Annotated in this window: 12 protein-coding genes and 1 pseudogene; 11 read left to right on the top strand and 2 right to left on the bottom strand. The window is 43.3% G+C overall.

The window, feature by feature from the left end; all coding sequences use genetic code 11:
- Positions 1-131: 131 nt before the first annotated feature.
- A complete protein-coding gene (locus tag GVJ38_RS06655) occupies positions 132-1,277 on the top strand; it encodes a SpaA isopeptide-forming pilin-related protein (RefSeq protein ID WP_159722395.1) in 1,146 nt (381 codons plus the stop codon).
- A gap of 203 nt (positions 1,278-1,480) precedes the next feature.
- Here the strand turns inward: GVJ38_RS06655 and guaA are convergent, their stop codons facing one another.
- The gene (gene guaA, locus GVJ38_RS06650; protein ID WP_159722394.1) at positions 1,481-3,049 is read right to left on the bottom strand and encodes a glutamine-hydrolyzing GMP synthase; all 1,569 of its coding nucleotides are present in this window, start codon (positions 3,047-3,049) and stop codon (positions 1,481-1,483) included.
- Positions 3,050-3,105: 56 nt separating this feature from the next.
- Complete coding sequence (coaA, locus tag GVJ38_RS06645; protein WP_159722393.1) at positions 3,106-4,029, bottom strand: type I pantothenate kinase; 924 nt, start codon at positions 4,027-4,029, stop codon at positions 3,106-3,108.
- Positions 4,030-4,238: 209 nt separating this feature from the next.
- Here coaA and GVJ38_RS06640 point away from each other — a divergent pair, with 209 nt between their 5' ends.
- From GVJ38_RS06640 to GVJ38_RS06595, 10 genes and pseudogenes are all read left to right on the top strand, one after another.
- Positions 4,239-4,814 carry an SGNH/GDSL hydrolase family protein gene (locus GVJ38_RS06640; RefSeq protein ID WP_159722392.1) on the top strand — a complete coding sequence of 192 codons (576 nt, stop codon included), beginning with the start codon at positions 4,239-4,241 and terminating at the stop codon, positions 4,812-4,814.
- Between the two features lies 1 nt (position 4,815).
- The gene (locus GVJ38_RS06635; RefSeq protein ID WP_159722391.1) at positions 4,816-5,415 is read left to right on the top strand and encodes a class I SAM-dependent methyltransferase; all 600 of its coding nucleotides are present in this window, start codon (positions 4,816-4,818) and stop codon (positions 5,413-5,415) included.
- Between the two features lie 263 nt (positions 5,416-5,678).
- Positions 5,679-6,701, top strand: a pseudogene (locus tag GVJ38_RS06630) (LacI family DNA-binding transcriptional regulator); the annotation flags it as partial.
- A gap of 138 nt (positions 6,702-6,839) precedes the next feature.
- Positions 6,840-8,141 carry a pyrimidine-nucleoside phosphorylase gene (locus GVJ38_RS06625; protein WP_159722389.1) on the top strand — a complete coding sequence of 434 codons (1,302 nt, stop codon included), beginning with the start codon at positions 6,840-6,842 and terminating at the stop codon, positions 8,139-8,141.
- A 21-nt stretch (positions 8,142-8,162) separates the two neighbouring features.
- Positions 8,163-8,825, top strand: a complete 663-nt coding sequence (deoC, locus tag GVJ38_RS06620) for a deoxyribose-phosphate aldolase (protein WP_159722388.1) — start codon at positions 8,163-8,165, stop codon at positions 8,823-8,825.
- Positions 8,825-9,220, top strand: coding sequence for a cytidine deaminase (locus GVJ38_RS06615; protein WP_159722387.1), 396 nt, complete (start codon positions 8,825-8,827; stop codon positions 9,218-9,220). Before deoC ends, GVJ38_RS06615 begins: the two co-directional genes overlap by 1 nt.
- 65 nt (positions 9,221-9,285) lie before the next feature.
- Positions 9,286-10,380, top strand: a complete 1,095-nt coding sequence (locus GVJ38_RS06610; protein WP_159722386.1) for a BMP family lipoprotein — start codon at positions 9,286-9,288, stop codon at positions 10,378-10,380.
- A 213-nt stretch (positions 10,381-10,593) separates the two neighbouring features.
- Positions 10,594-12,156 carry an ABC transporter ATP-binding protein gene (locus GVJ38_RS06605; protein ID WP_159722385.1) on the top strand — a complete coding sequence of 521 codons (1,563 nt, stop codon included), beginning with the start codon at positions 10,594-10,596 and terminating at the stop codon, positions 12,154-12,156.
- The gene (locus GVJ38_RS06600) at positions 12,149-13,279 is read left to right on the top strand and encodes an ABC transporter permease (RefSeq protein ID WP_159722384.1); all 1,131 of its coding nucleotides are present in this window, start codon (positions 12,149-12,151) and stop codon (positions 13,277-13,279) included. The genes GVJ38_RS06605 and GVJ38_RS06600 overlap by 8 nt, the downstream gene beginning before the upstream one ends.
- Positions 13,279-14,232, top strand: a complete 954-nt coding sequence (locus tag GVJ38_RS06595; RefSeq protein WP_159722383.1) for an ABC transporter permease — start codon at positions 13,279-13,281, stop codon at positions 14,230-14,232. Before GVJ38_RS06600 ends, GVJ38_RS06595 begins: the two co-directional genes overlap by 1 nt.
- Positions 14,233-14,320 lie beyond the last annotated feature (88 nt).

Here is a 14,320-nt window from a genome sequence, read left to right as displayed (position 1 = left end):
ACCTCTCAATCCTTATCTATATTATCTCAGAGCTACTGAGGTAATACCAAATTTAATAACACAGGTTCATAGGGTTGTCCTTACAAATCGTGAAGATTAAAACCCTAAATACAATATACAAGGAGTAACACATGATTAAGACTTCAAAACAAATGAAGAAGACAATCCTTAGTGTAGCGGCGTTATCGGCTCTAGGCTTTGGTGCGTTAAGTTTAGGGAGTTCTGACGCTAATGCGGCAAAGGATGACGATTTTAAATCTAAAGCAACTTTAAAAATGAAGCCGGGAGAAACAGGAACGATCTATTTTAATGAAGCGGGTAAACACCATTTTGTGGGTACTAAGAGCGGCGCACCATGGCAAGCGTATAGTGCTCAAATGGCATTCCGTCCTGATGGAACAAACGGAGAAGCGGATATGATTACATTTTGTGCTGACCCTACAGTATCTGCACCCGGGGCAACTAACCCAGGATACCAAGCAGTAGATGCTAATGATATTCCACGGAACGTTCAGTTAGCTTCTTGTCTATGGCGTACTCACTTTATTTTCGGAGCAACACCTACAGAGTTTCAACGTATGGCAACACAGGCGTATATTTGGGAAGGGTTACCTTTTGGTATTACTGTAGACACTTTAGAAGGACAACCTTTCGCACCTTTACGTGACCAAATTAATCGTGGTTTAGCTGAGTATGATAAAACTCCTAATCTTGATAAACAAACTATTGAAATCCCTAAAGACCAAAATACTGAGTTAAAATCGGACATGGATTTACATGCTTTTGAAACATTACATCAAAATTCAGCAAATTTAGATTATTTGATTAGTCCGGATGGGTATACATTAACAATTAAACCTAAATCAGACTCACCAGGTCAAGGAACTTTAACATTTAAACGTGGATATGCTAACGGTTCCCCTATTGCGTTAGAAAAACCTAATTCACAACGTGTTTGGGTTCCTAGTATTAAAGACCCGGCTATGTGGGGTTTTAATGTACACATTAAAGGAGAAACGCCACCACCTGACCCTGAGCCAGATCCGGATACAGGGGATATCAAAATCAAGAAGGTTGACGCTGAGACAAACAAAGCGGTACCCGGAACAGAATTTGATATTCAGTTCACAGGAAAAGGTTCACCTACTGACCGTAAAGCAAAGACGGACGATAAAGGTGAAATTAATATCAAAGACGTTGAAGCAGGGGTTAAAGTTAAAGCAACTGAAATTAACGTACCTGAGCCATATGTGTTAGCGGGGAGCAAGATAGAATGAGAACATTCTACCGTCAGCAAACAAAAAAACTCATTGCTATAAGCAAATGATTATCTCAAATCACTGCTATAACAATGAGTTTTCCAGTTTGGCTTGGCGGGGTTTTTGGCGGGGAACTATTTATTTTTAGTACTATTTCATAGCTTTTATAACAATTTAGAAACAGTCAAATCTGCATAACCAAGCCTTTTTGGGGTTGTTAATTATTCCCACTCCACCGTTGCTGGTGGCTTGCTTGTAATATCATACACGATCCGGTTGACGTGATCGACTTCGTTTACGATCCGAACAGAGATTTTTTGCAAGACGTCCCACGGAATGCGGGCAAAATCGGCAGTCATTCCATCGATTGAAGTCACCGCCCGGATACCAACTGTGTAGTCGTAAGTCCGGCCATCACCCATCACACCAACAGAACGGATGCCTGGTAAGACAGTGAAGTACTGCCAAATGTCACGGTCAAGACCAGCTGCCGCGATTTCTTCTCGTAAGATGTAATCAGAATCCCGCACGACTTGCAGTTTTTCTTCGGTGATTTCACCAAGGACACGAATGCCAAGGCCTGGGCCTGGGAATGGTTGACGCCAAACGATTTCATCTGGCATGCCTAGTTGCGTTCCAAGTGCGCGAACTTCATCTTTGAACAAAGTATTTAATGGTTCGATCAATTTGAATTGCATGTCTTCTGGCAATCCGCCAACGTTGTGGTGGGATTTAATCGTTTGAGCTGTTTCAGTACCAGATTCGATGACATCGGTATATAGCGTACCTTGAGCTAAGAAGCTGATGCCTTCTTTACCAGCAAGCTTGGTAGCTTCATCGTCAAATAAGTAAACAAATTCGTTTCCGATGATCTTACGTTTTTGTTCAGGATCAGAAACTCCAGCTAATTTACCTAAGAAACGATCTTTAGCATCGACTTTGATGATGTTCAAGCCAAATTTACCGCCTAGTGTATCCATCACTTGTTCGGCTTCGTATTTACGTAACAACCCGTGGTCAACGAAGATCGAAGTCAGTTGGTCCCCAATTGCTTTTTGCAATAAGACCCCTACGACGGATGAATCAACACCCCCAGATAGGCCAAGCAAGACTTTTTTATCGCCGACTTCTTCACGAATTTTTTCGATTTGCATGTCAATGAAGTTATCCATGCTCCAGTCACCCGTGCAATGACAAACATCAAAAGCAAAGTGACGTAAAAGTTCATTTCCGTATTCAGAGTTGCGGACTTCAGCGTGGAATTGGATTCCGAAAATATTGCTGTCGGTGTTTTGAATCGCAGCGATTGGGCAGTCTTGGCTAGTGCCGACTGTTTCAAAGCCAGTTGGGACTTCCGTAACTAAATCGCCGTGGCTCATCCAAACGGTTTGTTCTTTCGGCGTACCTTTGAATAAAACTGCATCGTCTGTCATGACTTCTAAAGTTGCTTTACCGTATTCCCGATTTTTCGCGGGTTCAACTTTGCCGCCGAGATTGAACGTGATCAACTGCATGCCGTAACAAATGCCTAAAACCGGGATCCCTAGTTTTAAGATCTCAGGATCGATGGAAAAAGCGTCTTTGTCATAGACACTGTTAGGTCCGCCGGATAAGATGATGCCTTTCGGGTTCATGGCTTTGACTTCTTCGGCGGTGATCCGGTGACTCAGTAGTTCAGAGAAGACGCCAAATTCTCGAATGCGGCGTGTGATCAATTGGTTGTATTGGCTACCATAATCAAGTACGATGATTTTTTCAACGTTTGTCAGCTCGTTGGCAACGTTTGTCAAAATGATTACCTCTATTCCTTTTTTATTTCTAAAAGAAAGTGACCTTTCTTTGTAGGCTAGTATTTGCGTAAATAAATTTCATCAATGATGTGATGTTTTGCTTTGTGCAAGATGATATCAGCTCGGCCGCGGGTTGGCAAGATATACTCTTCTAAATTTTTTAGATTGACGTTTTGCCAGACACTTTCAGCCATTGCAATGGCTTTTTGGCGGTCCCCGATCGCATATTGGTAATAATAATTATCAGGATCTAAAAAAGCAGTATCCAGTAAAGCTTCGAAGCGTTCCAAGTACCATTTTTCGATCAGAGCCGGCTTCGCATCAACGAAGATGGAAAAATCAAAAAAGTCACTGACATAGATTTGTTGATTAGCTGGCAACTGTAATGTATTGATGCCTTCAACGATCAAAATGTCAGGGGATTCAATCGTTTGATATTGATCTTCAATGATATCGTAAACATTGTGCGAGTAAATGGGAAGTTGCGTCGTTTCTTTACCGGATTTGACTTCATTTAAAAAGTCGATCAGCTTTTCCATATCATAACTTTCAGGAAACCCTTTCCGGTCCATGATCCCGCGGGCTTCTAAGACTTTATTCGGGTATAAAAAGCCATCAGTCGTGATGAGTTGAACGGTGCGATGCTTGAACAGACGATCTAGCAAAGTTTGCAAGAGGCGCGCTGTGGTACTTTTTCCTACCGCGACACTGCCGGCGATCCCGATGATAAAAGGTGGCATCTTAACATATTTATGTAAGAACAAACCTTTACTCAAAGTCAGCGATTCGAATTCTTTCATATAAAGATGGATCAAGTGACACAATGGAATGTAGACATCGGCCACATCTTTCATGGAGATCCGATCATTCAAACTTTTGATACTATCTAATTCGGCTTGAGTCAGCGGGGTGTTGCCCTCGGTATAAAAGTCTTGCCATTGTTCTCGCGAGATCTTATAGTAGTTCATGCGCTCGTTCATAAGGCGCCTCCTTCACGTAACTGCGCTTATTTTAGCATAAAATGCTTCAATATAGGTCATTTTAGCTGAAAAGTACTCATGATGGCTATTAAAATTGCGTGAGTTTTATGCATTTCTTAGAAAACAAAAGTCTGTCAACCGCAAATGTTCGTAAAAAAATGTCAGCGTGGTATGATAGAAAATGAGAAAACATGAAGGAGAGAGTTCGTATGAAAAAAATTGTTTTATTTGGTGACAGTTTGATGGCCGGTTTACGCAATGGTGACACGAGTGATTACTTGGACAACGTCGTCACAGATACGCTAAAGAGCATGGGCTATCCAGATTACACGGTGGTAAACCTTGGCCGACGTGGTGAAGGCTCAGCAGATGGCGTGAAACGGATCAAAGATGTGGTCAGTGAACATGGGGATTTTGTCGTGATCTTATTTGGTGACAATGATGCCGTCAAACAAAAAGCGACCAAAGAAGAGTTTGGGCAAAATTTAGCTACCATGCTCGACCAGCTAGATCCAGAAAAAACGATCGTCTTAACACCAACCTATGTCAATACGGCGATCAAAACAATTGCGGATAATGCGCGGCAGCAAGCCTATGCTCAAGAAGCGAAGAAGGTCGCCAAAGAAAAAGGCGTCTGGAGCATCGATTTGTATCACCATATGACACAATACCCAGCACCTAATGAATTTTTGCAAAATGACGGACTTCACCCTTCTGATGAAGGCTACCAATTTATCGGCAGCTTGATCGCGCGCGATATTCAAAACAAATTAATTGGAGAATAATATGACAAATCACTACTACACCGAAAATCCTGAGACACCCCACGACTTTGAAGCGTGGTCATTTGCCTTACGCGGAAAAAATTTTCAGTTTGTGACTGACAGCGGCGTTTTTTCTCGTAACACAGTGGACTATGGCTCACGTGTGTTGATCGAGCACTTCAGTTTTGAAGAGCTACCAGCGGGAACTTTACTAGATGTCGGTTGCGGCTACGGTCCGATCGGGCTAGCGCTGGCAGCAGCTGGAAATCATCCAGTCGAGTTGATCGATATCAATCAGCGCGCGGTGGATCTAGCACAAGGCAATGCGAGACGCAATCAGATTACAGCTGATATCCACCAGTCCAATCTTTATGAGACACTGCATCAAACAGAATATGCGGCGATTATCAGCAATCCACCGATTCGGGCGGGCAAACAAGTCGTTCACGAGATTTTGACTGGGGCTGAGTCACGACTGAAAACCGGCGGCACATTGACTGTGGTGATTCAGAAAAAACAAGGTGCTCCCAGTGCGAAAAAGAAAATGGCCGAGACATTTGGCAATGTAGCAATCGTTTCAAAAGACAAAGGCTATTACATTTTAAAAAGTGTGAAAGAATAAAAAATAAGCCAGTACTTTTCAGTCGATTAACGGCTGAAACGTGCTGGCTTATTTTTGTTTTAGGTGAATGTTGATCAAACTAAAGTCACTTAGCTTTTAGTTGGTGGCGAACCTAAGTAGTTGAATGCCTTATGTTTAACTACTTATTTTTTTTAAATTTTTATCAAGCAGCTGTGAGGTAAGCTATTTTTTAATCCTTTACTCACTTAAAGTTACTTTTAGATTAATCTAGCCTTTGCTACACTAGAAAAAAATGGAGGAGGGGCACCATGAAAATCACGATCAAAGAAATTGCGGAAAAAGCGGGGGTGTCAGTGACGACCGTCTCGCAAATTTTAAACAACAAAGGCAGCCGTTTTAGTGAAAAAACGCGGCGCAAAGTGTTGGCGATCGTGGAAGAATACCATTACAAGCCGGATTTTTTTGCGGCCAATTTGATCAATCGGCATTCTAAAACGATTGGCATGATCATACCAGATGTGACGGATTCTTTTTTTTCAAAAGTGATCGAAGGGGTCGAAAGTTATTTGAATCCACTGGGCTATATGATTATTTTATGTAATTCACGGCATGATAAAGAACAAGAAAAACGTTATTTAAATGAACTTTCTCATCGTTCAGTCGATGGGATCTTGCTGGCAACGCCTCATCAATTGGATCAAGAGCATGCATTGGACAGTGATTTTTACCGGCAGCACCCGATCGTTTTGATCGATCGGGGATTAAATGAGCGAGATTGGGGCCAATTGCTCGTGGAAGAATACGAAGGAGCCCAACAAGTCGTTCGGATGTTAGCGGCTGCTGGTCACCGCTATATTGGGATGCTCAAAGAAAATGCTGGCTATTATCAATTGACAGAGCGAGTCAATGCTTATCGCCAAGTAGTCAAAGAGCAGCAGTTACCGTTTAAAGAAAGTTATGTCGGCTCGGGAGCATTAACGATCGCAGGTGGGTACCAAGCCGCAAAAAAAGTTTTGAAAAATCCTGAGATCACTGCGATTTTTTGTGGGAATGATGAAATGGCGATTGGTTGTTACCAAGCGATTTACGAAAGTGGTAAAAAAGTGCCTGACGATATTTCAGTGGTTGGCTTTGATGGATTGGAAGTAAGCCAATACATGGTACCGCCTTTGACGACTGTTTTTCAACCAAGTTTTGAGATCGGCTTTTCTGCGGCGAAGTTTTTAGTGGATGCGATTAATTTCCCGGCGCAGCGAATTCCGAATAAAATATTCCAAACAAAATTAATTATTCGTGAGAGTGTAAAAAAACAAATTGAGGATTGACAGTGGAGCGAACCCTGTTTATAGTAGGAATGAAAAGGCTTACTATAAATTGTTTTCAGATAGGTAAAACGGTTTACTAAAGTGATTTACCTTTTTGCGTTTTAGTGTATAATGAATGTGAAATTGGAGGCAGAATAGATGAGAATGGTAGACTTGATCGAAAAGAAACGCGATGGCCAGATCCTGACCAAAGCGGAGATTGATTTTATTATAAACGGCTATACCAATGGGGAGATCCCTGATTATCAAATGAGTGCTTTGTTGATGGCGATCTTTTATAAAGATATGACCGATGAGGAGATCTCCAATTTAACTTTAGCGATGGCAAACTCTGGTGAGATCATCGACCTTTCCACGATTGCTGGTATCAAAGTTGACAAACATTCCACCGGTGGCGTGGGCGATACGACGACATTAGTTTTAGCGCCACTAGTTGCAAGTGTGGGTGTGCCAGTTGCTAAAATGTCCGGTCGCGGCTTAGGTTTCACTGGGGGGACACTGGATAAATTTGAATCGATCCCCGGTTTTAAGATCGAGTTATCTGATCAAGAATTCATCGATGCCGTGAATAAAAGTCAAGTGGCGGTGATCGGTCAATCAGGGAATTTAGCTCCTGCGGATAAAAAATTATATGCACTGCGGGATGTGACCGCGACTGTGGACTCGATTCCGTTGATCGCAAGTTCTATCATGAGTAAAAAAATCGCGGCCGGTGCCGATGCGATCGTTTTAGATGTCACGACGGGTGAAGGTGCCTTCATGAAAAAAATCGCGGATGCTAAACGGTTAGCTGAAACGATGGTCAGAATTGGAAAACTTGCTGGACGTCAAACGATGGCAGTCATCTCAGATATGTCTGAACCATTAGGAGAAGCGATCGGTAATAGTTTAGAAGTCGTAGAAGCGATCGATACGTTAAACGGGCGCGGTCCGGCTGATTTGACGGAGATGTGTTATGTCTTAGGGAGTCAAATGGTCGTTTTAGCGAAAAAAGCTGATTCTTTAACTGAGGCCCGGGCGATGTTAGAAGAAGCCTTGCATTCTGGTAAAGCGTTAGAAAAATTCCGTGAATTGATCGCAAATCAAGGCGGCGATGTAAGTGTGGTCGATCAGCCTGAAAAAATCTTGACGGCGCGTTACCAATTTGAATTGCCAGCTAAAGCAACTGGTTTTGTCACGAAGCTAGTTGCAAACGAGATCGGGATCGCTGCGATGTTATTAGGCGCCGGTCGGAAGACAAAAGAAGATGCCATCGATCATGCAGTCGGTCTTAAATTGCATAAAAAAGTCGGTGAAAAAATCACTGCTGGCGAATCATTGCTTACGATCTACGCTAACAGTGAAGACGTGTCAGCCGTGGAAGCATTATTATATGACAATATCGAAATCGGCGAGACACCAGTGGAACCAAAATTGATCCACGCGATCATTACGGAATAACTTACAAAGGAGCAAATAAACATGGAATTGAATCGAATGATCGATCATACGATCTTAAAAGCAGATGCGACCCAAAAAGATGTGGAACAGATCATTGAGGAAGCAAAAAAATATCATTTTTATTCAGTTTGCATCAACCCGACTTGGGTCAGCTTAGCCGCTGAAAAATTAAACGGAGAACCAGTCGCAGTTTGTACCGTCATCGGTTTTCCGCTAGGGGCCAATACGACCACGATCAAAGCGCTAGAAGCGAAAAATGCGATCGAAAGCGGTGCAGATGAAGTCGATATGGTCATCAACATCGGCGAATTAAAAGGCGGCAATTTTGAGTATGTTCAACAAGATATCGCAGCTGTCGTAGCGGAAGCGAAAGATAAAGCTTTAGTGAAAGTCATCATCGAAACGTCTTTATTGAACCGCGAAGAAAAAATCAAAGCGTGTGAACTGGCTAAAGCTGCCGGGGCTGATTTTGTTAAAACGTCAACGGGCTTTTCAACGGGTGGCGCAACGATCGATGATATCAAATTGATGCGAGAAACAGTCGGGCCAGAAATGGGTGTCAAAGCTTCTGGTGGAATCCACAATGCGAAAGAAGCTTTAGCGATGATCGAAGCAGGTGCGACTCGCCTAGGAGCAAGTTCAGGTGTTGCGATCATGAACGGTTTGTCAGGAAGTGGTTATTAATGACAGCCAAAAAAGAATGGCAAGACGTGGCAGTTGCAGCACTTGATAAAGCGTATGTGCCGTATTCTCATTTTCCAGTCGGGGCGTGTCTTGTGACCAAAAGCGGAAAACTCTACCAAGGCTTGAACATTGAAAATGCTTCGTATGGCTTGAGTAATTGTGCGGAACGGACCGCGATCTTCAAAGCAGTCTCAGAAGGTGAACGAGAATTTCAGCATTTAGTAGTAGCAGGCCATACACCAGAACCCATTGCACCATGTGGCGCTTGTCGGCAAGTGATCGCAGAGTTTTGTGAACCGACGATGCCGGTGACTCTTTTAGGAGATGATGGTGTTCAGTTTGAAACGACAGTTGAGAAATTACTGCCGTATATGTTTACCGATAAAGATCTATAACTCACGTTCATTCAGTCGATTGACTGTTGAAAAATAAAAAACCATTATTAGGGGGCTTTACAGAAATGAAAAAAGCAAAAGTATTTGGTCTAGGTGCGGTAGCGATGGCTGCATTATTAGCACTAGGCGCATGTGGCGGCGGAGGAAAGACAGATTCGTCTGGCGGTTCTTCTGGCAAACAAGACGCAAAACACAGTGTAGCAATCGTGACCGATATCGGCGGTGTTGATGACCGTTCATTTAACCAATCTGCTTGGGAAGGTTTACAAGCTTGGGGTAAAAAACACGATATCAAACGTGGAACTGGCGGTTACAATTACATCCAGTCAAACGATGCTTCACAATATACACAAAATATCGATTCAGCTGTTTCAAATGGTTTCAAAACAGTCTTCGGGATTGGGTACTTATTAGCTGATCCGATCTCAAGTGCAGCAGATCAACACGCAGACACAAACTTTGTTATCATTGACTCAGTGATCGAAGGTAAGAAAAATGTCGCTTCCGCTACGTTTAAAGACAACGAAGCTGCTTACTTAGCAGGTGTGGCAGCCGCGCATACGACAAAATCTGACAAACTTGGCTTTATCGGTGGTGAAGAAGGCGCAGTTATTGACCGTTTCGAAGCTGGTTTTGTCAAAGGTGTGCAAGATACAGCTAAAGAAATGAACAAAGACATCTCAGTCGATGTGCAATATGCCGCTTCATTTGGTGATCCAGCTAAAGGGAAAGCCTTAGCTGCTAACATGTATCAAAGTGGCGTGGATATCATTTATCATGCTTCAGGTGGTACAGGTGCTGGGGTCTTCCAAGAAGCAAAAGCTCGGAACAAAGATGCTGACGAAAACAGCAAAGTTTGGGTCATCGGGGTAGATTCTGACCAACAAGCTGAAGGTAAATACACGAATAAAGATGGTAAAGAAGACAACTTCTGTCTAACTTCATCGCTTAAAGGTGTCGGCGCTGCGGTGCAAGATATCTCAACGAAAGCGTTGAACGATAAATTTCCAGGCGGCAAACACTTAGTTTACGGTTTGAAAGATGGCGGGGTTTCATTGACAGATGGTTACTTATCTGATGAAGCAAAAGCGTCAGTCAAATCAGCGAAAGAAAAAATCATTGCTGGCGATATCAAAGTGCCAGAAAAACCAACAAAATAAATACAGTCATTGCGGCGGTGACAGAATTTTTTCTGTCACGCCGTTTATGTGAAAGAAGGGATTGGAACACATCAGCTGTCCCAGTCCCATCATTTTAAATGTTTTCTTTTTTTACTCAAATGGTGAAGTCTCACTGTTTGATTAAGGAAAGAACTCCTTATGAACTAGTTTTGTTGCACTTATTTATTGGACTAACGATAGGATGTGAAAAAAGTGGCAGAAGAAAATTACGTCATTGAGATGCGAAATATCACCAAACAATTTGGGAACTTCAAAGCCAATGACAATATCAATCTGCAGATCCGTAAAGGTGAGATCCATGCGCTTTTAGGTGAGAATGGTGCCGGGAAATCGACATTGATGAATGTCTTATCCGGTTTGTTAGAACCAACTTCAGGCGATATTTTGATGAACGGCCAAAAAGTTGCGATCACCAGTCCCACCAAAGCCAATCAATTAGGGATCGGGATGGTCCATCAGCATTTTATGCTCGTGGATGCTTTTACGGTAACAGAAAATATTATTTTAGGTAGTGAGCCAAGTCATCATGGAACATTAGACAAGAAAAAAGCGGAACAAGATATCAAAAAATTATCGGAAGATTACGGTTTGAAAGTCGATCCGTCAGCATATATCCGTGATATTTCAGTCGGGATGCAACAGCGGGTCGAGATTTTAAAAACATTGTATCGCGGCGCCAACGTTTTGATTTTTGATGAACCAACTGCTGTGTTGACGCCTCAAGAGATCGATGAATTGATCGAGATCATGGAAGGACTGGTCAAAGAAGGCAAATCGATCATTTTGATCACCCATAAATTAGATGAGATCAAAAAAGTCGCGGATCGTTGTTCCGTTATCCGCCGCGGGAAATACATCGGAACTGTTGATGTGAAAGATGTTTCCTCTCAGCAATTAGCTGACATGATGGTCGGGCGCTCTGTTTCATTTAAGACTGCGAAAAAACCTGCTACACCAGGTGAGACGGTTCTTTCCATCAAAGATCTGGTCGTGAAAGAAAGTCGCGGACTTGAAGCGGTCAAAAAACTGAGCTTAGATGTTCATCGCGGTGAAGTCGTTGGGATCGCCGGGATCGATGGCAACGGTCAAACTGAATTGATCCAAGCACTGACCGGTCTGCGGAAAGTCGAAAGTGGGACTGTGACCTTAAATGGGAAAGATATTACGGGCCATAAACCGCGGCAAGTCACAGAAGCAGGCGTGGGCCACGTCCCAGAAGATCGTCATAAATATGGATTGGTCTTACAGTTGTCACTAGCAGAAAACATTGCGCTACAGACGTACTATAAGCCACCACTAAGTAAATCGGGGATCTTGAATTACAACAAAATCGATAGCTACGCGCGCAAGTTGATCGAAGAATACGATGTGCGGACGACAAGTGAAAAAGCTCCCGCAGGCTCGTTGTCTGGTGGGAACCAGCAAAAAGCGATTATTGCTCGCGAAGTTGATCGAGATCCTGATCTATTGATCGTTGCACAACCAACGCGGGGATTAGATGTCGGTGCAATCGAGTATATCCATAAACGTCTCGTGGAACAACGGGATAAAGCTAAAGGCGTGCTGTTGATCAGTTTTGAATTAGATGAAATTTTAGATGTCTCTGACCGTATTGCCGTCATCCATGCCGGGGAGATCGTTGGGATTGTTGATCCGAAAGAAACGTCAGAAAACGAGCTCGGGTTACTTATGGCCGGCTATAGTTTAGACGATGCACGAGCAGAATTACAAAAGGCGGGTGAGACAAATGAATGATCGCGCAGAAAAAATACGTAATGTCCTAGTTCCAGTGATCTCAGTTATTTTAGGTTTCATTTTAGGCGGCTTGCTGATGCTGGTAACCGGTTATAATCCGATCCAAGGGTATCAAGCAATGTTTAGTTCCGCGTTTCAAAGTTCGATGTCAGTAGGTGAGATTTTAGTTGGAGCTGCCCCATTGATTTTTACCGCACTGGGATTTTCGGTAGCTAACTCAGCTGGTTTCTTTAATATCGGGCTTTCTGGTCAGGCACTCTGTGGCTGGGTCGCTAGTATTTGGGTGGCACTTAGCATGCCAGACGCACCGAAGTTAGTCGTTGTACCATTAGCTGTTTTAGCAGGAGCTGTTTGTGGCGCGATCGCCGCTGCCATTCCTGGTGTTTTACGAGCGTACTTTGGCACTAGTGAAGTAATTGTCACGATCATGATGAACTATGTGATCTTGTATGTGGCCAATCATATCGTCAACAATGTGATGGACCCAAGCATCATCTCCAATAAAGGAGTCACAAAGATCGTCGGCATGAACGGTTCATTGCGAGAACCTTGGTTGACTAACATCTTTGGTGGTTCGCGGGTGAATACCGGTTTTATTTTAGCATTAGTCTTCTTAGCCTTAGTTTGGTTCTTGATGAAGAAAACGACGCTAGGTTTTGAGATTCGTTCCGTTGGCTTGAATCCTTTTGCGTCTGAATACGCAGGGATGAGTAGTAAACGGACGATCATTATTTCGATGATCATCTCCGGTTTTCTAGCTGGATTAGGTGGTGTCGTCCAAGGTTTGGGAACTTTCATGAACTACTTTGTCCAAGGTTCTTCTATCAGTATCGGATTTGACGGGATGGCTGTCTCCTTACTAGGAAATGGTGGCTCGATCGGAATCTTACTATCGGCCTTATTGTTCTCTATCTTGAAATTAGGCGGCCAAGGAATGCAGTTTGCCGGTGTGCCGAGCGAACTAGCGAACAGCGTCATTCCGTTAATCATTTTCTTTGTTGCCATCAACTATGTCGTACGTTACTTATTGGCTAAAGCTTCAGGGAATAAAAAACAAACAGCAATCGTTGAACAAATGGAAAGTCCAGAAAATAAACAAGACCAAAAAGGAGGCGACATCTGATGAATATCAATTTATTAGGTTCATTGATTGCTCAGACACTCGTTTATTCTGCGCCTTTGATCTTAACGGCTCTGGGCGGTGTCTTTTCTGAACGTAGTGGGATCGTCAACGTTGGTCTTGAGGGCATCATGGTCATGGGGGCTTTTAGCTCAGTTATCTTCAACTTGACGTTTGCCGGTCAATTTGGCGGTTGGACGCCTTGGCTCGGAGTGTTATGCGGTGGTGTTGTCGGGATGATCTTCTCCTTACTGCATGCGGTGGCAACAGTCAATTTTCGAGCAGATCATATCATCAGCGGAACGGTGATGAATTTATTAGCACCGGCACTGACCGTCTTTTTGATCAAAGTTATTTATGGTAAAGGTCAAACCGATACGATCCAACAACAATTTGGCTATTTCAACTTCCCTGGATTGAGCAAAATCCCGATCATCGGGGACTTGTTCTTCAAACAAACGAGTTTGCCAGCCTACTTTGCGATCTTAGTGGCAGTGATCTCATCATTTGTTATCTTTAAAACGAAATTCGGTCTGCGGCTGCGTTCCGTGGGTGAAAATCCGCAAGCAGCAGATACGTTAGGGATCAATGTTTATGCAATGCGCTATTCAGGCGTTTTGATCTCAGGCTTTTTAGGTGGGATGGGCGGCGCAGTCTTCGCGCAATCGATCGCGGGACGCTTTGCGGCTACGACCATCGCCGGTCAAGGGTTTATCTCGATGGCAGCGATGATCTTTGGGAAATGGAATCCACTTGGTGCGATGGGCGCGGCGGTTTTCTTCGGTTTTGCGCAAAATATCAGTATCATGGGCGCCAATTTACCAGTCATCTCAAACATTCCTGCTGTGTATTTACAATCCGCACCGTACGTGTTAACGATCGTCGTTTTAGTGTTGTTCCTAGGCAAATCAGCGGCACCAAAAGCTGATGGGGTCAACTACATCAAATCGAAATAATTTAACGAGGACGGGCTTTTGGAACAACAGTTCTAAGTCGCGTCCTTTTTTTAAATTCGTTATACTGAGATCAGCAGAAAAAGAAAAG

The sequence above is a fragment of the Enterococcus sp. CSURQ0835 genome (assembly GCF_902706605.1).
Taxonomy (GTDB): Bacteria; Bacillota; Bacilli; order Lactobacillales; family Enterococcaceae; genus Enterococcus_A.
The sequence above is the reverse complement of the archived record's forward strand: the minus strand, read 5'-3'. Positions and strand labels throughout refer to the sequence as shown.

What these genes read in the sequence shown, in the direction of transcription:
- GVJ38_RS06610 (WP_159722386.1), top strand. Translation starts at nt 9,286, where the DNA reads ATGAAAAAAGCAAAAGTATTTGGTCTAGGTGCGGTAGCGATGGCTGCA.
- deoC (WP_159722388.1), top strand. Translation starts at nt 8,163, where the DNA reads ATGGAATTGAATCGAATGATCGATCATACGATCTTAAAAGCAGATGCG.
- GVJ38_RS06635 (WP_159722391.1), top strand. Translation starts at nt 4,816, where the DNA reads ATGACAAATCACTACTACACCGAAAATCCTGAGACACCCCACGACTTT.
- coaA (WP_159722393.1), bottom strand. Translation starts at nt 4,029, where the DNA reads ATGAACGAGCGCATGAACTACTATAAGATCTCGCGAGAACAATGGCAA.
- GVJ38_RS06655 (WP_159722395.1), top strand. Translation starts at nt 132, where the DNA reads ATGATTAAGACTTCAAAACAAATGAAGAAGACAATCCTTAGTGTAGCG.
- GVJ38_RS06625 (WP_159722389.1), top strand. Translation starts at nt 6,840, where the DNA reads ATGAGAATGGTAGACTTGATCGAAAAGAAACGCGATGGCCAGATCCTG.
- GVJ38_RS06595 (WP_159722383.1), top strand. Translation starts at nt 13,279, where the DNA reads ATGAATATCAATTTATTAGGTTCATTGATTGCTCAGACACTCGTTTAT.
- GVJ38_RS06600 (WP_159722384.1), top strand. Translation starts at nt 12,149, where the DNA reads ATGAATGATCGCGCAGAAAAAATACGTAATGTCCTAGTTCCAGTGATC.
- GVJ38_RS06640 (WP_159722392.1), top strand. Translation starts at nt 4,239, where the DNA reads ATGAAAAAAATTGTTTTATTTGGTGACAGTTTGATGGCCGGTTTACGC.
- GVJ38_RS06615 (WP_159722387.1), top strand. Translation starts at nt 8,825, where the DNA reads ATGACAGCCAAAAAAGAATGGCAAGACGTGGCAGTTGCAGCACTTGAT.